Annotated in this window: 22 protein-coding genes; 17 read left to right on the forward strand and 5 right to left on the reverse strand. The window is 47.2% G+C overall.

Annotated elements, in window-relative coordinates; genetic code table 11:
• Positions 1–17: 17 nt before the first annotated feature.
• From GNE05_RS01945 to GNE05_RS01955, 3 genes are all read left to right on the forward strand, one after another.
• Complete coding sequence (locus GNE05_RS01945; protein ID WP_029973922.1) at positions 18–506, forward strand: DUF6773 family protein; 489 nt, start codon at positions 18–20, stop codon at positions 504–506.
• 232 nt (positions 507–738) lie between these two features.
• The gene (gene amyE, locus GNE05_RS01950) at positions 739–2,724 is read left to right on the forward strand and encodes an alpha-amylase (protein WP_160182363.1); all 1,986 of its coding nucleotides are present in this window, start codon (positions 739–741) and stop codon (positions 2,722–2,724) included.
• A gap of 263 nt (positions 2,725–2,987) precedes the next feature.
• Positions 2,988–3,941: an L-lactate dehydrogenase gene (locus tag GNE05_RS01955; RefSeq protein WP_021495277.1), complete on the forward strand. Its 954-nt coding sequence runs from the start codon at positions 2,988–2,990 to the stop codon at positions 3,939–3,941.
• A gap of 41 nt (positions 3,942–3,982) precedes the next feature.
• On the opposite strand, the gene GNE05_RS01960 is transcribed toward GNE05_RS01955, so the two are convergent.
• Positions 3,983–5,515 carry an MDR family MFS transporter gene (locus GNE05_RS01960; protein ID WP_160182364.1) on the reverse strand — a complete coding sequence of 511 codons (1,533 nt, stop codon included), beginning with the start codon at positions 5,513–5,515 and terminating at the stop codon, positions 3,983–3,985.
• Positions 5,516–5,628: 113 nt separating this feature from the next.
• Here GNE05_RS01960 and GNE05_RS01965 point away from each other — a divergent pair, with 113 nt between their 5' ends.
• From GNE05_RS01965 to GNE05_RS01975, 3 genes are all read left to right on the forward strand, one after another.
• Positions 5,629–6,090 (forward strand): MarR family transcriptional regulator, encoded by a 462-nt coding sequence (locus GNE05_RS01965; protein WP_160182365.1) that lies wholly within the window; start codon positions 5,629–5,631, stop codon positions 6,088–6,090.
• A gap of 63 nt (positions 6,091–6,153) precedes the next feature.
• Positions 6,154–6,783 carry a LysE family translocator gene (locus GNE05_RS01970; RefSeq protein WP_007409057.1) on the forward strand — a complete coding sequence of 210 codons (630 nt, stop codon included), beginning with the start codon at positions 6,154–6,156 and terminating at the stop codon, positions 6,781–6,783.
• 64 nt (positions 6,784–6,847) lie between these two features.
• A complete protein-coding gene (locus tag GNE05_RS01975; RefSeq protein WP_160182366.1) occupies positions 6,848–7,609 on the forward strand; it encodes a YqcI/YcgG family protein in 762 nt (253 codons plus the stop codon).
• Between the two features lies 1 nt (position 7,610).
• On the opposite strand, the gene GNE05_RS01980 is transcribed toward GNE05_RS01975, so the two are convergent.
• Entirely contained in the window at positions 7,611–8,939 is a 1,329-nt protein-coding gene (locus tag GNE05_RS01980; protein WP_029973917.1) for an amino acid permease, read from the reverse strand.
• Positions 8,940–9,063: 124 nt separating this feature from the next.
• Between GNE05_RS01980 and GNE05_RS01985 the strand changes: the two genes are divergently transcribed.
• On the forward strand, positions 9,064–9,660 hold the full coding sequence (locus GNE05_RS01985) for a DUF1989 domain-containing protein (RefSeq protein ID WP_014416855.1): 597 nt from the start codon (positions 9,064–9,066) through the stop codon (positions 9,658–9,660).
• 134 nt (positions 9,661–9,794) lie between these two features.
• Positions 9,795–10,613: an ammonia-dependent NAD(+) synthetase gene (gene nadE / locus GNE05_RS01990; protein ID WP_014416856.1), complete on the forward strand. Its 819-nt coding sequence runs from the start codon at positions 9,795–9,797 to the stop codon at positions 10,611–10,613.
• Between the two features lie 49 nt (positions 10,614–10,662).
• Here the strand turns inward: nadE and GNE05_RS01995 are convergent, their stop codons facing one another.
• The 3 genes from GNE05_RS01995 to GNE05_RS02005 form a co-directional block, all read right to left on the reverse strand.
• Entirely contained in the window at positions 10,663–10,941 is a 279-nt protein-coding gene (locus GNE05_RS01995; RefSeq protein ID WP_007609269.1) for an antimicrobial peptide LCI, read from the reverse strand.
• Positions 10,942–11,119: 178 nt separating this feature from the next.
• Positions 11,120–11,713 (reverse strand): tunicamycin resistance ATP-binding TmrB, encoded by a 594-nt coding sequence (gene tmrB / locus GNE05_RS02000; RefSeq protein ID WP_061861825.1) that lies wholly within the window; start codon positions 11,711–11,713, stop codon positions 11,120–11,122.
• Positions 11,714–11,766: 53 nt separating this feature from the next.
• Positions 11,767–12,555 (reverse strand): sugar phosphate isomerase/epimerase family protein, encoded by a 789-nt coding sequence (locus GNE05_RS02005; protein WP_159353751.1) that lies wholly within the window; start codon positions 12,553–12,555, stop codon positions 11,767–11,769.
• 219 nt (positions 12,556–12,774) lie between these two features.
• Here GNE05_RS02005 and GNE05_RS02010 point away from each other — a divergent pair, with 219 nt between their 5' ends.
• The 9 genes from GNE05_RS02010 (at position 12,775) to GNE05_RS02050 (ending at position 23,531) form a co-directional block, all read left to right on the forward strand.
• Positions 12,775–14,085, forward strand: a complete 1,311-nt coding sequence (locus GNE05_RS02010) for an MFS transporter (RefSeq protein ID WP_160182367.1) — start codon at positions 12,775–12,777, stop codon at positions 14,083–14,085.
• A gap of 125 nt (positions 14,086–14,210) precedes the next feature.
• On the forward strand, positions 14,211–14,771 hold the full coding sequence (locus GNE05_RS02015) for a shikimate kinase (RefSeq protein WP_003156609.1): 561 nt from the start codon (positions 14,211–14,213) through the stop codon (positions 14,769–14,771).
• A 140-nt stretch (positions 14,772–14,911) separates the two neighbouring features.
• On the forward strand, positions 14,912–15,868 hold the full coding sequence (gene cah, locus GNE05_RS02020; protein ID WP_160182368.1) for a cephalosporin C deacetylase: 957 nt from the start codon (positions 14,912–14,914) through the stop codon (positions 15,866–15,868).
• Positions 15,869–15,933: 65 nt separating this feature from the next.
• Positions 15,934–16,719: a nucleotidyltransferase domain-containing protein gene (locus GNE05_RS02025; RefSeq protein ID WP_029973915.1), complete on the forward strand. Its 786-nt coding sequence runs from the start codon at positions 15,934–15,936 to the stop codon at positions 16,717–16,719.
• 187 nt (positions 16,720–16,906) lie between these two features.
• On the forward strand, positions 16,907–17,818 hold the full coding sequence (locus tag GNE05_RS02030; protein ID WP_087920787.1) for a proline dehydrogenase family protein: 912 nt from the start codon (positions 16,907–16,909) through the stop codon (positions 17,816–17,818).
• A gap of 17 nt (positions 17,819–17,835) precedes the next feature.
• Complete coding sequence (pruA, locus tag GNE05_RS02035; RefSeq protein ID WP_160182369.1) at positions 17,836–19,383, forward strand: L-glutamate gamma-semialdehyde dehydrogenase; 1,548 nt, start codon at positions 17,836–17,838, stop codon at positions 19,381–19,383.
• A 91-nt stretch (positions 19,384–19,474) separates the two neighbouring features.
• Positions 19,475–20,929, forward strand: coding sequence for a sodium/proline symporter PutP (gene putP / locus GNE05_RS02040; RefSeq protein WP_076983722.1), 1,455 nt, complete (start codon positions 19,475–19,477; stop codon positions 20,927–20,929).
• 157 nt (positions 20,930–21,086) lie between these two features.
• On the forward strand, positions 21,087–22,322 hold the full coding sequence (locus GNE05_RS02045) for a proline utilization transcriptional regulator PutR (protein WP_021494194.1): 1,236 nt from the start codon (positions 21,087–21,089) through the stop codon (positions 22,320–22,322).
• A gap of 198 nt (positions 22,323–22,520) precedes the next feature.
• Positions 22,521–23,531: an NAD(P)/FAD-dependent oxidoreductase gene (locus GNE05_RS02050; RefSeq protein WP_095273262.1), complete on the forward strand. Its 1,011-nt coding sequence runs from the start codon at positions 22,521–22,523 to the stop codon at positions 23,529–23,531.
• Positions 23,532–23,574 lie beyond the last annotated feature (43 nt).

Here is a 23,574-nt window from a genome sequence, read left to right on the forward strand (position 1 = left end):
TAGTACGGGAGGAAGTCATGAATCAGCGTCGGAACGGACTTTCAAACGTGAATGGAAAGAGTGAGAGTGTGAAAGAGAAAGAACGAATGATTTGGTCAGAAGTCGGAATGCTTGTGGGCACACTGTCTTTGCTTGACATCATCGTACGCGGACTTGTTCTGAACTGTCCGTTTAGGGAATGGGCCGGAAGCTTGGCGGTTTTCTTCATTATAATTGTTTATTATTGCATCAGGGCGGGAGCGTCGGGAATGCTCATGCCGAGAATAGACACCAAAGAAGAACTGCAAAAGCGGGTGAAGCAGCAGCGGATAGATTCAATTGCGGTCACTTTTGCGGCAGCGGCGCTTACGATGTACGACAGGGGGTTTCCCCATACATTCTTTGCTTGGCTGAAAATGATCTTTCTTTTTATCGTCTGCGGAGGCATTCTGTTTCTGCTTCGGTATGTCATTGTGAAGCTGTCTTACAGAAGAGCGATAAAAGAAATAAAAAAGAAATCATCTTGATGGTGGTTTCTTTTTTTGTTTATAAGAGAAAAGTCTTTTAATTTGATAGGAATATAGATTTGAATTCACTCTGCCGCGTTGCTTTGATAGAGAGTGTGTGGTAAGTTCAAATGTAAGCGTTAACAGAATTATCCAGTCTTCACAACAATTGAAAGGAGGAAGCTGAAGAAAGAGTAAGAGGAATTTTTGACTCCGCAGTCAGTCTTCAAAAATCAAATAAGGAGTGTCAAAAATGTTTAAAAAACGATTCAAAACCTCTTTACTGCCGTTATTCGCCGGATTTTTATTGCTGTTTCATTTGGTTTTGTCAGGCCCAGCGGGTGCAAACGCTGAAACTGCAAACAAATCGAATGAGGTGGCCGCGTCATCGGTCAAAAACGGGACCATCCTTCATGCCTGGAATTGGTCGTTCAATACGTTAACACAAAATATGAAAGATATTCGTGATGCGGGCTATGCAGCCATTCAGACGTCTCCGATTAACCAAGTAAAGGAAGGGAACCAAGGAGATAAAAGCATGAGGAACTGGTACTGGCTGTATCAGCCGACATCGTACCAAATCGGCAACCGTTACTTAGGCACTGAACAAGAATTTAAGGACATGTGTGCAGCCGCGGAAAAGTATGGCGTAAAAGTCATTGTCGATGCGGTTATCAATCATACCACCAGCGATTACGCCGCGATTTCTGACGAGATTAAGCGTATTCCAAACTGGACCCATGGAAATACACAAATTAAAAATTGGTCGGACAGGTGGGACGTCACTCAAAATTCATTGCTTGGGCTGTATGATTGGAATACACAGAATACTGAGGTGCAGGCCTATCTGAAACGTTTCTTGGAAAGAGCATTGAATGACGGAGCGGACGGGTTCCGCTATGATGCCGCCAAGCATATAGAGCTTCCGGATGATGGGAATTACGGCAGCCGATTTTGGCCGAATATCACAAATACATCGGCGGAGTTCCAATACGGAGAAATCCTGCAAGACAGCGCGTCCAGAGATACTGCTTATGCGAATTATATGAATGTGACGGCTTCTAACTATGGGCATTCCATCAGATCCGCTTTAAAGAACCGTAATCTGAGTGTGTCGAATATCTCCCATTATGCATCTGACGTGTCTGCGGACAAGTTAGTCACATGGGTGGAATCACATGATACGTATGCCAATGATGAGGAAGAGTCCACATGGATGAGTGATGACGATATCCGTTTAGGCTGGGCAGTGATTGGTTCCCGCTCAGGAAGCACGCCTCTTTTCTTTTCCAGACCTGAGGGCGGAGGAAATGGTGTAAGATTTCCCGGAAAAAGTCAAATAGGAGATCGCGGGAGCGCCTTATTTAAAGATCAGGCGATCACTGCGGTCAACCAATTTCACAATGAAATGGCCGGGCAGCCTGAGGAACTCTCAAATCCGAATGGGAACAATCAAATATTTATGAATCAGCGCGGCTCAAAAGGCGTTGTGCTGGCAAATGCAGGATCATCTTCTGTCACCATCAATACTTCAACGAAATTGCCTGACGGCAGGTATGATAATAGGGCCGGCGCCGGTTCATTTCAAGTAGCGAACGGCAAACTGACAGGCACCATCAATGCCAGATCCGCGGCTGTCCTTTATCCTGACGATATTGGAAATGCGCCTCATGTCTTTCTTGAGAATTACCAAACAGAGGCAGTCCATTCTTTCAATGATCAGCTGACGGTCACCCTGCGTGCAAATGCGAAAACAGCAAAAGCCGTTTACCAAATCAATAATGGGCAGGAGACAGCATTTAAGGATGGAGACCGATTAACGATCGGGAAAGAAGATCCAATCGGCACGACATACAACGTCAAGTTAACCGGAACGAACGGCGAGGGTGCATCGAGAACCCAAGAATACACGTTTGTCAAAAAAGACCCGTCCCAAACCAACATCATTGGCTATCAAAATCCGGATCATTGGGGCAATGTAAATGCTTATATTTACAAACATGATGGAGGCGGGGCCATAGAATTAACCGGATCGTGGCCGGGGAAAGCCATGACTAAGAATGCAGATGGAATTTACACGCTGACGCTGCCTGCGAATTCGGATACGGCCGACGCCAAAGTGATTTTTAACAATGGCAGCGCCCAAGTGCCCGGACAGAACCATCCCGGCTTTGATTATGTGCAGAATGGTTTGTATAACAACTCTGGTTTGAATGGTTATCTTCGCATTAATGGATAGGGCCATCATCACATCAGCGTGCCGACAAACCCTCGCTTCTGAGAAAGGGACAGCGCGTCTTCAATCACGCTGAAAAGATGACAACATCCTAAAACGGTTCCGTTTTAGGATGTTGTCAACAATCTGGAAACTATCACCGGTATTTTTTTGTCCAAAAATCAAACTTTTCTCTTGCAAAAGTTTGTGAAGTGTTGCACAATATAAATGTGAAATACTTCACAAGATAAAAACAGACACCACGAAACACTGGAGGATGAGCATACATGATGAACGAACGAGTGAACAAAGTAGCATTAATCGGAGCAGGTTTTGTTGGAAGCAGTTATGCATTTGCGTTAATTAACCAAGGGATCACAGATGAGCTTGTGATCATTGATGTAAATAGAGAAAAAGCCATGGGAGATGTCATGGATTTAAATCACGGAAAGGCATTTGCGCCTCATCCGGTCAAAACGTCTTACGGCACATATGAGGATTGCAAGGATGCCGATATCGTGTGCATCTGTGCAGGGGCCAATCAAAAACCGGGCGAAACGAGACTTGAGCTGGTCGAAAAAAATCTCGCCATTTTTAAAAGCATTGTCGGTGAAGTAATGGCAAGCGGATTTGACGGCATCTTTCTCGTTGCCACAAACCCGGTCGACATTCTCACTTATGCGACATGGGCATTCAGCGGCCTTCCGAAAGAACGCGTCATCGGCAGCGGCACGACACTGGATTCTGCGCGATTCCGTTATATGCTGAGTGAATACTTCGGCGCCGCTCCGCAAAACGTACACGCCCACATTATCGGCGAGCACGGCGATACCGAGCTTCCTGTATGGAGTCACGCCAATATCGGCGGAGTGCCGGTGCAGCAATTGCTGGAGAAAAATGCAGCTTACAAACAGGACGAGCTGGATCAGATCGTGGACGATGTGAAAAACGCGGCCTACCATATTATCGAGAAAAAAGGCGCGACATATTACGGAGTGGCGATGAGCCTCGCCCGCATCACAAAAGCGATTTTGCGTAATGAAAACAGCATTTTAACCGTCAGCACATATCTGGACGGCCAATACGGTGTAAACGACGTCTTTATCGGCGTTCCGGCCGTCGTCAATCGGAACGGCATCGCAGGTGTGACGGAACTTGAGCTGAATGAAACAGAACAGGCTCAATTCAGCCGCAGCGCAAACGTGCTGAAAGATATTCTCGCTCCGCATTTCGCAGAGTAAACAAAAAAGCAGTACATGACAAACGCCATGTACTGCTTTTTTTAATTCGCTTTTTTCGCCATTTCCTGAGAGGTTTTTACTCTCGCTTTTCCCATAAACAAAATGGTAACGGCCGCAATGACGATCGGCGCCAGCGCAAGCGTAAATACATATGTGATGCTTTGCGACATGGCGTCAATAATGCGATCAAGAATGTGCGGCGGAATATGAGCGCGCGTGCCGGCCTGGAAGATCTCCTGCGGATTTCCGATGTTCTGCATCGCGCCGCCCGCTCCTTTCATGCCGCTGAATGAATCTGTGAGCTTATTGGTAAACACATTCGTCTGGACGGTTCCGAAAATCGTCACACCGAGCGTCATGCCGAATGATCTCAAAAACGAGTTTGTTGAGTTGGCGCTTCCGCGGTAACGCGGCTCCAGATCGTTCATGGACGCGGCCGGCAGCAGTGAGAAGTTAAAGCCGACGCCGAATCCGGAGATCAGCATGAATACCGTCAGCATCGTACGCGCCGTATCCGGTGTCATATTGGAAAGCAGCAGCATTCCGATAAAGAAAGCGACCACGGAAATCAGCATTAAATTGCGGAACCGCACTTTCGTCTGGAAAATTCCGCCGATCATACTTCCGATAACAGAACCGATCATCATCGGCGTCAAAATAAAGCCCGCGCTTGTCGCGGTGCTTCCGTACACAGCCTGAACGAAGATCGGGATAAACACCGCTAAAATGACGAACGTGGCTCCGTAAAGGAACGCCAGAATCTGTGCCGTAGCAAATAAACGGTTTTTAAACATCCAAAATGAGATAATCGGTTCTTCCGCTTTTCTTTCCACAATAAAAAAGGCGATAAAGAACACGGCGAACACAGCGAACAGACCGATGATCTGCACGGAGTTCCAATCATATGTTTTTCCGCCGAGCTCAAGAGCGAACATCAGACCGACAATGGAAACCACCAGCGTGATTGCGCCGGCCCAGTCGATTTTCTGCTTCTTGTGTTCAAGGGATTCTTTATAATAACGCAGAATGAAAAACAATGATAAAATACCGATCGGCACGTTGATGTAAAACACCCAGTGCCAGCTGATGGAGTCGGTAATGAGCGCGCCTAAAAGCGGCCCGAGAACGCTGGACAGGCCGAAAACGGCACCGAACATGCCCGACATTTTTCCGCGTTTTTCCGGCGGAAATAAATCAAAAATGATCGTGAAGGCGATCGGCATCAGCGCGCCTCCGCCGATTCCCTGAATGACGCGGTAAATAATAAGCTGATCCATTGTTTGGGCGATTCCGCATAATGCAGATCCGATTAAGAAAAGTATAAGACCGAATAAAAAGAAACGCTTGCGTCCGTACATATCGGACAGTTTTCCGTAAATCGGCATACCGGCCATAACGGCTACCATGTATGATGCCGTCACCCACGCGAACTTATCGAAACTTCCGAGGTCCGCCACGATATTTCCCATCGCAGTGGCAACGATTGTATTATCCATAGCCGACATTAAAATGCCCAGCAAAAGACCGATGACGACAAACTTCGTCGAGGCGTCCTTCGCGGCTGTTTGTTCCATGCTTTTTCCTCCCATACTTACTTTTGATCATTAAATTTGCTATGATCATATTAGATTTGCCGAAAATTATCTTGACCGTCAAGATAAATTGATTTTATAGGGAGGCCTGTCAGTTGTCAACAAGAAATACCAGAAGCGAGACGGAGGAAACCGCCATACAGTTATTCCGAAAGATGGCCACAAGGACGATCCTGTTTCATCAGGCGGCCGCTCAATCTCTCGGTCTGTTTCCGACCGATTTAAAATCAGCTGATATCTTAAATGAAGCAGGCCCGATGACCGCAGGCGAGCTTGGGAAAAAAACCGGTCTCAGCACAGGTTCGGTAACGGCGCTCATTGACCGGCTCGAAAAAGCGGGATATGTTATGAGGAAAAAAGACCTCGAAGACAAACGTCGGGTGATTATCGTGCCGCTGACAGCCGGAAAGGCGAATGTGAAGCAATTGTTCAGCTCCTTATCCCAGTCCACGATCAGCCTTTGCCGGCAATATAAAGAAGAAGAACTGCGGCTGATATTCGATTTTTTAGGAAAAGCGACGGACATGATGGAAGACGAGCTTGAGAAATTAAAATAATGTATCATAGCACGGCCCATTCATGAATAACTTGTACAAGTTGCATGAATGAGGGGGAAGCCAATGAACATCTTTTTAAGCTACATAGTTCTCGGGCTGTCATTGTCAGCACCTGTCGGACCGGTCAATGCGGCGCAAATTGACAAAGGCATCAAAAACGGCTTTTGGCATGCATGGATTTTCGGTCTTGGCGCCATGGCCGCGGACGGGCTGTATATGATTCTGATCTATTTCGGGCTGTCTCAATTTTTGACCGCTCCTTTTGTAAAAACGTTTTTGTGGCTCTTCGGTTTTTTCGTGCTGACCTATACGGGAGTCGAAACGTTAAAAAATATCAGGGAAGCCATGAATGTCAGAAGCGGAAAAGGAAAACCGGCTTTTTACAAAACATTCGGCGCGGGATTTTTTATTTCTCTTTCCAATCCGCTGAGCATTTTATTCTGGCTCGGCATATACGGGAGCATTCTCGCCAAAACCGCTGAATCCTTCGATGCAAATCAGCTTTTGATTTACAGCTCCGGCATTCTTCTCGGCATTTTGATCTGGGATTTCTGCATGGCGGTCGCCGCGAGCACTTTCAGAAATCTCCTTCATGAAAAAGCGCTCCGCTGGCTGACGGGAGCGGCGGGTGTGTCTTTAATCGTTTTCGGGTTTTATTTCGGATGGCAGGGGATTCAAATGCTCATCTCATAAATAGAAGAGTCACCCATCGCCTATCTCCGTCATAACGTATCATGACGATACTGGAGGTGGGCCGATGGCAAGCGGGCTGTACACAAAAAGTTGCCTTGAGGAAAAGTTATTGGATCTGCCAAATTGGCAGAGAATCGCTTTTGAGCTTCTATCAGAAAAAGTAGGCGATAAAGCGGATACGTTTCCGTGCATTCCCGGACGTCAGGGATTTTTGACAGATCAGCTCCGGATATCCTTTGCGGGTGATCCCCGCGAAGAGGGAACCCCGGAGGAAGTGGGGATGCTGCTGTCAGAGTACGGAAAGATCTCAAGGGATACCGGAAGATACGCGTCGCTGCTTGTGATTTTTGATACGCCTGAGGATTTAGCTGAGCATTATTCCATTGAGGCGTATGAAGAGCTGTTCTGGTCTTTTTTAAACCGGCTGAGCGGCTGCGACCCGAATGACTGGCCGGAAGACATGCCGGAAGACCCTGAACATTATAAATGGGAGTTCTGCTTTGACGGCGAGCCATATTTTATTCTGTGCGCGACGCCTGCGCATGAAGCGAGACAAAGCAGAAGCTTCCCGTTTTTTATGCTCGCGTTTCAGCCGAGATGGGTTTTCGAAGGATTAAATGATTCAACCGCGTTCGGACGAAACATGAGCCGGCTGATCAGAAAACGCTTAGAGGCGTATGATGAAGCCCCTCTTCATCCCCGATTGGGGTGGTACGGAGGAAAAGACAATTTAGAATGGAAGCAATATTTCCTCCGTGATGATGAGACGCAAGTGTCAAAGTGTCCCTTTTCTTATTTGAAAAGACTGTTTAAACCGACGAAATAAGCTATGATCCGGCAGGGCTGTGTCCCTGCTTTTTTTGTACGATCCATGTCACGATCGCAATGACGGCGAGAAAACAAAGGCTGACCAGAAAACCGGGCCGGCTCGATTTCTCAAACAGCGTCCCGGAGACGGCCGCGACGATCAGCACAAGGGCGATAACAATCTGTGCGGTTCCCATCTTTGTCGTTTCGAGCAGTTTCTTGCCCGAGAACAAAATGAACAGCCACGTATAAAGAAGCATGAGGCCCGCCGCGGTTGTCATGTGTTCATATATGTTTTTTGGCAGCACCAGTGACAGGATGATGGAGACGATGAGTCCGGCAAACGTCAATCCGAGCGCAGGCCAGCAGATTTTTTTGTTTTCCTTTAACCTGAAGCATTTCGGCGCATCCCCGTCATCGGCCATTGTACAAAGCAATGTCGTCACGGCAAACAGCGAGGCGACGAGCGTGGAAAATCCCGCAATAATAAAAATCCCGTTAAAAATATCAAGAATGATATCTAAATGAAAACCCTTCAGCGATGTAATAAACGGGCTGTCCTGTTCGGTGAATTTGCCCAGCGGCACTAACAGCAGCGCCAGGCCGAGAGAAATGACGTAAATGACCGCAAGTACGGCAAGCATCAGCCGGCCTGATTTTGAGGCTTCCTCCGGTTTTTTCAAGTGTACGGTCATCAGCCCCAAGACTTCAATTCCTCCGAAGGCGTAAAACGCATAAATCAGTCCCGTCCATAACCCCATCGCTCCGTGCGGGAACAAATCCTTTGATTCGTTCGGCACCTGCACATCCGGTTTATGAGAAAATATACCGCACAGCGCCAATATGGCGATCACGATAAACATAAAAATCGCCGCCGTCTTGACAACAGCGAGCACATTTTCCGTTTTTTGAAAAACGGACAGCCCCGTAAATATAATCAAAAGACCGAGCACCGCATAGATGGAGGCGAAAATCCACAGCGGCACATTCGGAAACCAATGCTTCGTAAACAGCGAGATCGCTGTCAGCTGGCTTCCCGTGATCAGCATCTCGGACGACCAGTACACCCATCCGTTGCTGAAACCGGCCCAAGTGCCGAAAGCCTTTCTCGCATAAGCGCAAAAAGACCCCTTTTCGGGCTGTTTAGCCGAAAGCTTCGCAAGCTGCTCAAAGACAAAATAGGTGCCAAGCCCGGCAATAAGAAATGAGATCAGCGCGGAATATCCGCTTTTGACAATAGCAATGCTGGACCCGAGAAAAAAGCCCGTCCCGATTGTGCAGCCGACGCCGATTAAGGAGAGCTGCCACCAAGCGAGATTTCCTTTAGGCTGGTCCTGTGATTTACCCATGAAGTTCAACCCCTTTATCAAAGCTTAGATTGCAGCCGTCAGAAGGGGAATATACATCCAATAAATTGCTTTACATGAAACAAACGGCCGGAGTTCATAATAGAAGAAAAAAAGGAGCAGTCTGATGACACAGCAATTTATCGTACCGCCGAAAAAAGGGCTTGGTCTAAAGGTTCACAAAGGGCAGATTATAAAAGTTGTCGATGTGGAAGGACAGCAGGTGGCTGACTTCACGGCGTATCATGCCAAGGACTTTTATGAACATCTTGATCAGGGCGCGACGATTGATGCCAACCAGTCCATTCATGTAAAAACGGGTGATCATATTTATTCGAATTTATACAAGCCGATGCTGACGCTGATTGAGGATACAGTCGGCAAGCATGACCTGCTGCTTCCCGCCTGCCGTCCGGATATGAACAGGCTTTTATACGGAAAGCATAAAGACGAGCTCCAGGATACGTGCTATGACAATATGAGCGGGGCGCTTGAGCCGTTCGGGGTGCCGCGGCCGCATATGCATTACCCATTTGCCATCTTTATGAACACGGTGCTCGATGAGAAGGGGAACTTATCAGTCGAAACGCCTCTTTCTGACGCGGGTGATTATGTACGGCTCCGTGCGGAAATGGATCTCCTCGTCGCGTTTTCATCCTGTCCGATCGAAAAAGGAAAATGCAACGGAGACAGCATCACGGCGCTGCGGGTGGAAATCAGCTGATCCCGGTGTATTTGATTCACTTAAAATCCGCACCTGTGCTATATTTAACAGAGAGTCGTACATAGTGGCATGATTCATTTTCAGCATGAACGGGAAATGAATCATAAAGAAACAATGCAGGAGGAGTGATTGGGATGAGCATCCAGAAACAAATTATGAATGATCTCCATGTAAAGCCCTCAATTGATCCGAAACAAGAAATTGAGGACAGAGTGAACTTTCTGAAACAATATTTGAAAAAAACAGGTGCCAAAGGCTTTGTGCTCGGCATCAGCGGGGGGCAGGATTCCACGCTTGCGGGACGCCTCGCCCAATTGGCGGCTGAAAGCATCAGAGAAGAAGGCGGAAACGCGGAATTTATCGCCGTCCGCCTTCCGCACGGCACACAGCAGGATGAGGATGACGCCCAAATGGCACTCAAATTCATTAAGCCTGATAAATCTTGGACGTTTGATATTAAGTCCGCTGTCAGCGCGTTCGCTGATCAGTACAAAAAAGACACGGGCGATCAGCTGTCTGACTTTAACAAAGGAAATGTAAAGGCCAGAATGAGAATGATCGCTCAATATGCCATTGGCGGACAAGAGGGGCTGCTTGTCATCGGAACCGACCATGCGGCCGAGGCGGTGACCGGTTTCTTCACGAAATACGGTGACGGCGGAGCTGATCTGCTGCCGCTGACCGGATTAACGAAACGCCAGGGCAGACGTTTATTAGAAGAGCTCGGCGCGCCGGAACGCCTGTATTTGAAATTACCGACGGCCGATCTGCTTGATGAAAAACCGCAGCAGACTGATGAGACCGAACTCGGCATCACATACAATGACATTGATGATTATTTAGAAGGCAAGGACGTTTCTTCCGAAGTGATTGAGGCGCTGGAAAAACGCTACCTCAGTACGGAGCATAAGCGCCAGGTGCCGGCATCGATGTTTGATGATTGGTGGAAATAGAATGAAAAAAACCTCCCTTTTGAAAGGGAGGTTTTTGTTTATCTCATTTTTATTTATCTACACTTTCATAAATCCCTACCCAATACCCTTTGCTGCTGTCATAGTATTTGCTTTTGAAAATCCACTTTGTTCCATCTAAAACGAAAGAAGCAGCGAAGTTGCCGTTAGGGCTTTGAACGAGTTTGATGGCATTAATGCCGGCATCTGCTTTCGTTGAGATTGGGCTATTTTCCACGGATGCTGTTGGTGATGCGGCAAAGGCAGGAGCAGCAGACATCAGTAAGGCAAGAGACAGTGCAGAACCGGTTAACACTTTTTTGAATTTCATTTCGAGCACTCCCTTTTCAAATGAAATGTATTACAGTGTTAATAATTAGATTATTATCCATAAAATACCTTCTATGTTTCTAAAATTTTTTTCTTCATTTGAAAAACATTCCTTCAGAGGGACTTTTTATTTATTGATCCATTTGCATGGGTCAGGGACATGTTTTCAAAACGTTTTTTTATTTGATGCGGATATGATTCAGCTTCACCATCAATCTGTCGGTGAATCTTCGAAGGCTGCCTCTCGAATCAGGCTCAAGAGGCAGATTTGCTTGGGCAGCGATCGTTTCTGCGACCTGCTGAATAGACATTTGGTCTGTATGGAGATGTTCTGTGAAGAGGCTATGAGACAGGCTGTTGATGCAGCGGTCGATTTGTTTTGCGGCCCAGGAGTTTTTTCCTTCCGCTCTGGTGCGCAGGCGTTTCAGCAATGTTTCCTTTGAAGCCAGCAGGGTAAAGTGGTGAATGGTCCGGCCATCCTGTCTCAGCCTGCTGATCATGTCATGGAAGTATTGATCGTTCGTAATGGTCATGGGCACAATGATGATGCCCTGATATGTATCTGACAAATAGGAAAGCATGCTGTAATTGAATTCCCGCCACAGAGGGTAGCTTTGAAAGTCATCTTCAGCGATATCCGGCGGTATCATCGAACGCATCGCAAACCCCATCTTTTCAGGATCATATACGTAAGACGGTTTCAGTCTTCTGTGCAGTTCAAACGCTGTTTGTGTTTTTCCGGAACCGAAAGCCCCATTTATCCAAATGATCATCATGTATCCCCCTTTTTCTATATGATACAAAAAAAGACCCTTCGATCGAAGAGTCAGCGGGAAAAAACAGACGTATATTCGCGGAGCGATTCCTTTATATGCGTAAAGGCATGTTCTCCAAAATACTCAAGAGAAACAAAACCGTCATATTGTCTGTTCATCAGCTCTTTTAAAAATGCTTTTTGATCGAGATCTCCTTGAAAAATCGGAGTTGGCTTGCTGAGATACCAGTTGTCAAAATTCCAGTGATAGTTTTTCAGATGAATGTGGCTGACGGTATGATACAGTTTTTCTAAAGCGGGCATTTGGTCAACGTGATTGACGTGTAGGTTGGAGCCGTCAAAAATGGTGCGGACCCGCGGATGTCCGACATCCTCCAAAAATGCCAGCGCCGCCTCCGGTGTATCCGCGTACGTATCGTAATGAATCTCAAGCCCGATATCGACTTCATAGTCATCTGCGAGCCGTGCCGCCTGCTGAAATTGATCAACCGCACGTTGCCACTTTTCCGGTGACGTCCGATGCGAAGGAAGATTGCCGGCAAAGACTCTGATCAAGGGACTGTGCAGCTGTCGTGCCGCGCTTAATGCCCTTTGAACATCCTTTAACGCCTGCCTTTCATCCTGAGTGGCGAAGTCAGTGTACAAACTGACGGCAGGCACCCCGATGCCTTCCTCCTGAAGCTGCTGATCAAGCCTGTCGAGCGGGCCGATTTCCTCTATATATTGTTTAGCATGTCCGTACCACAGTTCGATTCCCTCAAAGGAGTGCTCCTTCGCGAAAGAAATGATGTCGAGAATATGCTTTTTTTTAAAACCTGTCGTGCAAAAACTCAGTTTCATCGGTAATCCTCCCGTAACTGTCTATCATATGTGTACTTTTTCCCCGGGTGCGATGCGGATAAACAGGTGAAAAGGGCAGACACTTTTTTATAAGCGGGGTGTGTCTGCATCAGGTCAGTGCGGCACACAAATTGTTTAGCGCTTTTTTGCGTCAAAGTATTAAATAATTGACCGAAGTGTTGTACAATTAATTTCATTCGAGTAAGGGGGGAGAAGCCATTGAAAAATGAAACGGAGCTGACGGACTTCAGTCCCGTCCGCAATAAACCGACTCGCGCTCGTTATGTGATACTGATTCTTTTGTTTTTTATCACTGCGATTAATTATATAGACCGTGCCAGTGTATCTATCGCCGCCCCGTCCATTCAGACATCGCTGAACATAAGCCCCGCGCTTTTGGGCGTCGTCTTTTCCGCATTCAGCTGGACTTATACGGGAATGCAGATTCCCGGCGGGCTCATTTTGGACAAATTCGGGTCAAAACGGACGTACGGAATTTCTTTATTTGTGTGGTCGGTTTTTACCGGAGTACAAGCTTTTGCGACAAGTTTCGGGTTTCTATTCGGCTGCCGCCTGCTCATCGGCATAGCTGAATCGCCGGCGTTTCCGGCAAACAACCGGATTGTCACGACATGGTTTCCAAGGCGGGAACGCGCCTTTGCGACGGGTGTTTATACGGCGGGGGAATATGTCGGGCTGGCGTTTGCCACACCGGTTTTATTCTGGGTGTTAACGGCATTTGACTGGCGCGCCGTATTTATTTCCTCAGGGGTGCTCGGAATTGTTTTCTCCATTTTCTGGTTTAAAATGTATCACGAGCCGAACGGGTATCGGAAAGTGAATCGTGAGGAGCTTGATTATATTAAAGAAGGCGGCGGACTGACTGAGGTGTCTGATTCAGCCGGCAGGATATCGTGGGCGGATTTCGTCCAGCTTCTAAAATACCGCAAGCTTGTCGGATTGTATATCGGCCAATTCGCCGTAGCCTCCACGCTGTTCTTCTTTTTGACATGGTTTCCGACTTATCTGGCGGAGGCAAAGCACATGGCTTTCTTAAAAGTCGGCTTCGCTGCATCAATCCCGTATATCGCTGCTTTTTTCGGCGTATTGTTCGGCGGATTTTGGTCTGACGGCATGATGAAACGGGGGGTGTCGGTGAACGTTGCCCGGAAAACGCCCGTCATCCTCGGTCTTCTGCTGACAGGCTCCATCGTGCTCGCGAATGTTACGGATTCTGCTCCTGCGGTTTTGACGATCTTATCCATTGCTTCTTTTGCGCAGGGCATGTCCAATATATCCTGGACGATGCTGAGTGAGGTGGCGCCAAGCGAGACAATCGGATTGGCAGGAGGCGTGTTTAACTTTTTCGCCAATATGGCCGGTATTATCACCCCGCTTATCATCGGGTTTATCGTTTCTGCGACCGGTTCATATAACGGAGCGATTCTGTTTGTCGGCGCTGTCGCATTTATCGGGGCATTTTCTTATATTTTCATTGTCGGAAAGGTGGAACGCATTACGCTCCGATAGAAAGAAAAACTCATCTCTTCTTATAAAGGATGGGTTTTCTTTCATTGCATTATCTCTATATTTCAATATTGAGTTATCATATAATAAACATAACTTTTTCATTTCTTAGGAGGATTTCGCCGAAGATGAACGCAAAACGTGCCATTCCCGTAAGAGAAAGAAATATCGTACTGATCGGATTCATGGGTGTCGGAAAGACAACAATCGGCCAGCTGGTCGCTAAGAAATTATACAGAGACTTCATTGATATTGATCTGCAGATTGAGAAAGATTTCAATATGTCCATCCCTGAAATGTTTGAGAAAAAAGGTGAAGCCTTTTTCCGTCAGACCGAAAAGGATTATATATTAGATATTTGCCGCAATACGAAATTCAAGATCGTGTCGCTTGGGGGCGGTTCGTTTAAACAAGAGGAAATCAGACAGTGCTGCCTTGAAAACTGTCTCGTGCTCCATCTTGATTTATCATGGGAGAATTGGAAGCAGCGGGCTGATCTGCTGATTGAAAGCCGTCCCGTTCTGCATAACCGTTCCATGGATGAAATGCAGCAGCTCTTTAACGAGCGCCAAAGCATCTATGATAAACATAATTCAAAAGTGGCGACGGATAATCTGGAACCAGAAGAAATAGCCGATTATATCGTAGAAACGTTAAAAATCGGCTGGGACCTGTATCAGCCGATGTAAAAAGAGCCGTGACGCTGTGAGCGCACGGCTTTTTTGTTTTTAAACAAACGTTTATTAAAATGTTTAGAAAATGAGTGTAAAATCGTGTTAAGATAGAGTCAGAAAATTAAATCTTATAAAACAAAGGAGAATAATCGGATATGCAATTATACGACTTGCCGCTCGACCAACTGCAAACCTATAAACCAAATAAAACCGCTCCTCATGACTTTTCGGATTTTTGGGCATCATCATTACATGATCTTGCAAAGGAAGAGGCAAAGCCTGAATTGAAGGCTGAAAGCTACCCGGCTGACGGCGTGAAAGTATTCCGGCTGACATACCGTAGCTTCGGCAAGGCGGAAATTGAGGGATGGTACGCCGTTCCCGACCGGCAAGGACCGCATCCGGCCATCGTGAAATATCACGGCTATAACGCGAGCTATGACGGGGATATACATGACATCGTAAATTGGGCGCTTCACGGATATGCCGCGTTCGGCATGCTTGTCCGCGGCCAGCACAGCAGCACAGATACAAGCGTCTCACCGCACGGACACGTTCCCGGCTGGATGACGAAAGGGATTTTAGATAAAGATACATATTATTACCGCGGCGTGTACTTAGACGCCGTCCGGGCTTTGGAAGTCATCAGCGGCTTTGATGAAGTGGATGAAACGAGGATCGCCGTCATCGGCGGGAGCCAGGGAGGCGGACTTTCAATCGCTGCGGCGGCACTATCTGATATTCCGAGAGCGGTTGCGGCCGATTATCCTTATTTAAGCAATTTTGAGCGGGCCATTGATGTTGCTCTTGATGAGCCGTATCTTGAGATTAACTCCTTTTTCAGAAAGAACGGCAGCCCTGAAACGGAGAAGACCGCGATGAATACACTGGCCTATTTTGATATCATGAATCTGGCGGACCGCGTAAAAGTTCCGGTGCTCATGTCCATCGGGCTGATTGACCGCGTGACTCCGCCGTCGACGGTGTTTGCCGCTTACAATCATCTGGAAACGGAAAAAGAATTGAAGGTTTACCGGTATTTCGGACATGAATACATACCTTCTTTCCATACGGAAAAGCTGGCCTTTCTGAAAGCGCATCTGAAAGGCTGACGACAGCGAAAAGCCCAAGTACTTGGGCTTTTTTCAGGAATAATCACGGAAAAGGACGGATACAGATGGAACAAAGGATCATCGAAGAATTAAAACGAATTGAAGCACAGCACGGCGTCAAGGTGCTTTACGCCGTAGAATCAGGGAGCCGCGCATGGGGATTTCCGTCAAGCGACAGCGACTACGATGTACGGTTTCTCTATGTGCCGAAAAAAGAATGGTACTTTTCGATCGAACCGCATAGGGATGTCATAGAAGAGCCGATTCATGACATGCTTGACATCAGCGGCTGGGAACTGAGAAAAGCGCTTAGGCTTTTTAAAAAATCAAATCCGCCTCTTTTGGAATGGCTCTCTTCGGAGATGATCTATTATGAAGCTTTCTCAGCGGCTGAAAAGCTTCGAAAACTGAAAATCCGCGCCTTTTCGCCTGAAGCCGGCATCTATCATTATCTCAATATGGCAAAACGGAATGAAAAAACGGAACTGCGGGGCAGTGAAGTGAAGATTAAAAAGTATTTTTACGTTCTGCGTCCTCTCCTTGCCTGCAGATGGATTGAAACATTCGGCTCCGTACCGCCGATGTCATTTCCCGTACTGGCCGATGCCTTATTGACGGATGAAGCGCTCATTTCTGAAATCAATACACTGCTTACAAGGAAAAAAAGCGGTCAGGAGCTGGCTCCGGAACCGAGAAATACGATCATTCATGCATTTATAGAAGAAGAAATAGAACGCATCGGGCACTATGTCAAAACGATCAAAACGCCGAAACCTGACATAACGGAGGAACTGAATCGGCTATTGATTCAGACCGTCGAAGAGGCGTGGGAGGAAAAAGGCGGAAATTGACGATTGCCGTCACTTCCGTCCGCCTTTTTTCGGCATAATCCGCCTGCTATCTAAGAAGCTGATTGTGGTAAAACCACAAAAATTTATCAGAATCTTTGTATTTTTAGAATATTGTGAGAGGATGTTTTGTCCATTTACAATAGACTCATACAAATACTTCTTAGATTGCGGGGTGTTAAGGTTGGAAGTGATTACAAGAGATTTTTTCTTATTTTTATCCAAGAGCAGCTTTCTCAATAAGATGGCGCGAAGCTGGGGAAGCCGTGTGGCAGCCGGCAAAATCATCGGAGGAATGGATTTCCGCAGTTCTATCCCGACAATCCGACATTTGAACAGCCAGGGGCTGTCAGTTACTGTCGATCATTTGGGGGAATTTGTCAACAGCGGTGATGTCGCGAAAGAACGCACCGAGGAGTGCATGCAGACCATCGCCTTAATCGCTGATGAACAGCTGAATTCCCAAGTGTCATTAAAAATGACGTCTTTAGGTCTTGATATAGATCTCGATCTCGTCTATGAAAATATGACGAAAATCCTCCAGACGGCTGAAAAACATAAAGTCATGGTGACGATTGACATGGAAGATGAAACGAGATGCCAGAAGACGCTGGATATCTTTAAAGACTTCCGGAGCCGGTATGAATATGTTAGCACCGTGGTGCAGGCTTATCTGTACAGAACGGAGAAGGATCTTGATGACCTCAGCCCGCTGAATCCGTTTCTGCGGCTTGTCAAAGGGGCCTATAAAGAATCGGAAAAGGTGGCCTATCCTGAAAAAAGCGACGTCGATGAAAATTATAAAAGACTCATCCGCAAACAGCTTTTAAAAGGACATTATACGGCAGTTGCCACGCATGATGACAAAATGATCGAGTTTACAAAACAGCTTGCCAAAGAGCACGGCATTCCAAACGACCGTTTTGAGTTTCAGATGCTGTACGGCATGCGCTCGCAAACCCAGCTCAGCTTGGTGGAAGAAGGATACCGCATGAGAGTCTACCTGCCTTACGGGGATGACTGGTACGGCTATTTCATGAGACGGCTCGCCGAACGCCCCTCAAACATCGCATTCGCCTTTAAAGGGATGACTAAGAAGTAAAAAAGGGAGAGATGACAATGACTACACCTTATAAACACGAACCATTCACAAATTTCCAAGATCAATCGAACGTTGAAGAATTTAAGAAAGCGCTTGCGACGGTAAATGAGTATCTGGGAAAAGATTATCCGCTTGTCATCAACGGTGAAAAGGTAGAGACGGAAGCGAAAATCGTTTCAATCAATCCGGCTGATAAAGAAGAAGTCGTCGGAAAAGTGTCAAAGGCGTCCCAGGAGCACGCTGAGCAAGCGATTGAAGCAGCTGCGAAAGCGTTCGAAGAGTGGAGATACACCTCCCCTGAAGAAAGAGCGGCCGTTTTGTTCCGCGCAGCTGCCAAAGTCCGCCGCAGAAAGCACGAATTCTCCGCCCTGCTCGTCAAGGAAGCGGGAAAACCTTGGAACGAAGCTGATGCGGATACGGCGGAAGCCATCGACTTTATGGAATACTACGCGCGCCAGATGGTTGAATTGGCAAAAGGCAAGCCGGTCAACAGCCGCGAAGGCGAGAAGAACCAATATGTCTACACACCGACCGGCGTAACGGTCGTCATTCCCCCATGGAACTTCCTCTTTGCGATTATGGCGGGAACGACGGTGGCACCGATCGTAACGGGCAACACGGTCGTTCTTAAACCGGCAAGCGCGACACCGGTCATCGCGGCGAAATTCGTAGAAGTGCTTGAGGAATCAGGTCTTCCGAAGGGCGTTGTCAACTTTGTGCCGGGAAGCGGAGCGGAAGTGGGAGACTACCTCGTCGATCACCCGAAAACAAGCATCATTACGTTTACGGGATCACGTGAAGTCGGTACGAGAATTTTCGAACGTGCGGCGAAAGTGCAGCCGGGACAGCAGCATCTGAAACGCGTCATTGCAGAAATGGGCGGTAAAGATACAGTTGTCGTTGATGAAGATGCGGACATTGAATTGGCGGCTCAATCCATCTTTACATCAGCATTCGGCTTCGCGGGACAAAAATGTTCTGCAGGTTCACGTGCAGTTGTCCATGAAAAAGTGTATGATCAAGTATTAGAGCGCGTCATCGAAATCACTGAATCAAAAGTGACGGCAAGCCCTGACAGCGCTGACGTGTATATGGGACCTGTCATCGACCAAGGTTCTTACGACAAGATCATGAGCTACATTGAAATCGGAAAAGAAGAAGGCCGTTTAGTAAGCGGCGGCACCGGAGATGATTCAAAAGGCTACTTTATTAAGCCGACGATCTTCGCTGACCTTGATCCGAAAGCCAGACTCATGCAGGAAGAAATTTTCGGGCCTGTCGTTGCATTTTCTAAAGTGTCAAACTTTGATGAAGCTTTAGAATTGGCAAATAATACTGAATATGGTCTGACAGGCGCGGTCATTACAAACAACCGCAAACATATTGAACGGGCGAAACAGGAATTCCATGTCGGCAACCTATACTTCAACCGCAATTGTACGGGAGCGATTGTCGGCTATCATCCGTTCGGAGGCTTCAAAATGTCCGGCACTGATTCAAAAGCGGGCGGCCCGGATTATTTGGCCCTCCACATGCAGGCGAAAACAATCAGTGAAATGTTTTAAGAGGGACTGAATGGACATCCTCCTCGCGGGGGGTGTCCATTTCACCATAAACATATAAAGCGGAGGAGGAAATGCCATAGCAAACATTCAGTTGATTATTTCCATTTGTATTTATATGGCGGGCATGCTGTTTATCGGTTATTTCGCCTACAGACGGACGTCAAATCTGACGGATTACATGCTCGGGGGGCGTTCTTTAGGCCCTGCCGTCACAGCGCTCAGCGCGGGAGCGGCGGATATGAGCGGATGGCTCTTGATGGGGCTTCCGGGCGCCATGTTCTCGACAGGATTAAGCGGCGCTTGGATTGTGATCGGGCTTGTGCTCGGGGCATGGGCGAACTGGCTTTTCGTGGCGCCGAGGCTGAGAACGTATACTGAAAAAGCGGGGAATTCCATCACCATTCCGGGTTTCCTTGAAAATCGTTTCGGTGATCATACGAAGCTTCTCAGACTGTTTTCGGGTCTTGTCATTCTCGTCTTTTTCACATTTTACGTATCATCCGGCATGGTATCCGGAGGCGTCTTATTCAACAGCATTTTAGGGTTGAATTACCACACGGGACTGTGGGTCGTGACAGGCGTCGTTGTCGCCTACACCTTGTTCGGGGGCTTTTTGGCGGTAAGCTGGACGGACTTTGTCCAAGGGATCATTATGTTTGCGGCGCTTATTCTTGTGCCGATTGTGACGATTTTCCATACGGGCGGCCCGGGAGAAACCGTTGCCGATATCCGTTCCGTCAACCCGGAACTGTTTAACATGTTCAAAGGGACGACCGTCCTTGGCATTATTTCTTTATTTGCGTGGGGGCTCGGCTATTTCGGGCAGCCGCATATTATTGTGCGCTTTATGGCGATCACATCTGTGAAAGAAATCAAACGCGCCAGACGGATCGGAATGGGATGGATGATTTTGTCTGCACTAGGCGCGCTGTTTACGGGTCTTGCGGGAATCGCGTATTACCACCAGCACGGACTGAAGCTGGCTGATCCGGAAACCATTTTTATTCAGCTCGGCAACATTCTGTTCCACCCGATTATTACGGGATTTCTCATTTCTGCGATTTTAGCGGCCATTATGAGTACGATTTCGTCTCAGCTGCTCGTTACGTCCAGTTCTTTAGTGGAGGACTTGTATAAGTCCATGTTCAGGCGTTCGGCTTCTGATAAGGAACTCGTATTTCTGGGGAGAATGGCAGTGCTTGCGGTGTCAATCATCGCTTTGGTGCTCGCCTGGGAGAAAAACAACACGATACTTGGTCTTGTCAGCTATGCATGGGCGGGATTCGGCGCTTCATTCGGGCCGGTCGTACTGCTCAGTTTATTTTGGAAACGGATGACGAAATGGGGGGCACTCGCCGGCATGATTGCGGGAGCGATTACCGTAATCATTTGGGCGAATGCCGGTCTTTCAGACTTTTTGTACGAAATCATTCCGGGCTTTGCTGTAAGCCTTGCCGCTGTATTTGTCGTCAGCTTATTGACACAGGCTCCGTCAAAAGATGTCACAGATCAGTTTCATGAGTACCGTGATACACTTTCTCAATAAAAGCAAGGAACGAGAGGAAGAAGGGACCGCCCTTTTTCCTCTTTTCACGATACAGGCTTTCGGATCGTTCCGTTTTGGGAATATGTGAATTTTTTTCTATACAAAAAGTCACCCCGCAGAGTATGATAAAGATAAAAAGAGCATAGGAGAAATAGGTATGGAAGAGCTTTTAGAGAGAGTTTTTTCATTTACGGACATTGATAAATTAATTGATTTCATCAGTTATGAATTGCAGAAGCCCGTTATTCTGGAAAGCGCGGATTTCTTTTTGCTTGCCTATAATTCTTATTACATTAATCACTTCGACTCCGCCAACCAGCAGACGATATTTTCAAAAAAATGCCCCGTGCAGATTTTTGAAAGGTTTCTGAAAGACGGGGTGATCGAAAAGCTGAAAACCGTTCCTGAACCGTTCCGTGTCGAAAAAATAGACAGTATCGGACTGAATCAGAGAGTGGTTGTAAGCGCAAAACATAAAGGGGAAGTGATGGGCTACATCTGGATTCAGGAGCTCGACCGAAACTTGACGGACGAGGAGCTCGACTTTTTATATGAAACTTCATTCCATGTCGGAAAAATCATCTATAAAACGAACCGGCTGAAACAGGAAAAAGAAGAGAGAGCGGAAGACCTGGTGAAAAGGGCGATCTTTCAGCAATTCTCCTCTGAAAAGGAGTTCAGGCGGGAAGCGGAAAAGATGAACGCCGTGCTGCCATCGGTTTTTTCGGTAGTCGTCCTGCACGCCGCAAATGGGGATGGGGAGGCAGTCGAAGATGTGAAGGAAAACATCAAATCGTACTTGAATTTGCGGGATAAAGTCAGTCACGTCTTAACCATTGATTCCAATATTGTCATCGTCGTCGCAAGCTTCTCGCAAAAAAGCTCCGGCACTTCGGCAGCATCTGAATTCATCCACAAACTGCTGACTCATTTTCACTTTCAGAAGATCCCCACTCCCATCTATATCGGAATCGGCAATGAATACAGCAGCATCCTGAAGCTCGGCAAAAGTTATATAGAGGCCCTTGAAGTCATAAAGGCCGCCGAAATTACCGGAAACCAGGAAAATATCCCGTACGAATACAGTAAGCTCGGGATTTACCGCTATCTTGAAAGTATCGAAGAAAAAAACGCCTCACTGGAATATGTAAACAATGATTTAGCGTTATTAAAAGCCAAAGACAGAGAAAGCAGTACAGAACTGCTGAAAACGTTAGAAATCTATCTCCTCAATAACTGCAAAACAAAACCAGCCGCAGAACAGCTTTTTATTCATCAAAACACATTGAACTACCGTATCAAACAGATTCTTGACATGACATCAATTAATTTAAACGACTTCAGGACAAGGTGCCAGCTGTATCTCGATATTATGCTGATGAAAAAGAGATAAAAAAGAAACCAGTCGCCGTACTGGTTTCAGTTTTAATACCTTCCCGCTTATCAATCTCAGAACCTCACTTCTGAATCACTCCTTTCCCGCAAGATGAGAAATGAATAAACACTGATCCTCAATATGTGTTATACTTTCATTGATATTGATTCTCAATTAAAAATTTATGAAGTATAGATATAAACGGGAGGCACAACGATGGCGGAAAATCATGAGGTGTACGACGTCACGATTATAGGCGGAGGCCCGATCGGCCTGTTTGCGGCTTTTTATTGCGGGATGCGCGAGCTGAAAACGAAAGTGATCGAGTTTTTGCCGCGGCTCGGAGGGAAAGTGTCTATGTTTTTCCCTGAAAAAATCATCCGTGATATCGGCGGAATACCCGGGATTGCCGGAGAACAGCTGATTAAGCAGCTGAAGGAACAGGCTGCGACATTTAAGCCGGATATCGTGTTGAATCAGCGGGTGACCGGATTTGAACGGCTGGAAGACGGAACCATTGTGCTGGAAAGTTCCAAAGGGGAAAAGCACTATACGCGCACGGTGATTTTGGCCGTCGGCATGGGAACGCTTGAGGTCAATGAACTTGACAGCGCGGATGCGAGCCGTTATTCGGGAAAGAACCTTCATTATAAGGTAGAGAAGCTTGATGCGTTTCGAGATAAGCATGTCGTGATTTCCGGAGGGGGAGATACCGCGGTTGACTGGGCGAATGAGCTGGAACCGATTGCGGCGTCTGTTACCGTCTTGCACCGCAGGGAGGAGTTCGGCGGTTTGGAAAGCAGCGTGGCGAAAATGAAGCGGTCTTCCGTGCGGGTGCTTGCGCCGTATCGTCTGAAGCATCTCAACGGCACCGGGGAACGGATCGAGAGCGTCACCGTTTGCCAAACTGAGTCCGGACTTTGTGAAGACATCAAGCTTGATGAGCTCATTATCAACCACGGGTTTAAAATTGATCTCGGCCCGATGAAGGACTGGGGGCTTGAGATTGAAGAAGGCAGGATTAAAGCTGACAGACATATGCGGACGAATCTTCCGGGCGTGTTTGTCGCCGGTGACGCCGCCCATTATGAAAGCAAGCTCAGATTGATTGCAGGCGGTTTCACGGAGGGGCCGACCGCCGTGAACAGCGCCAAAGCCTATTTGGACCCGCAGGCGGATCAGATGGCGATGTATTCGACTCACCATAAAAAATTGGTGACACAATAAAAAAGGCTGACCCCCGATGTTGAGTCTGGGGGGTCAGAAAAGC

The organism is Bacillus sp. AM1(2019) (genome assembly GCF_009906915.1).
GTDB classification, from domain to species: Bacteria; Bacillota; Bacilli; order Bacillales; family Bacillaceae; genus Bacillus; species Bacillus velezensis.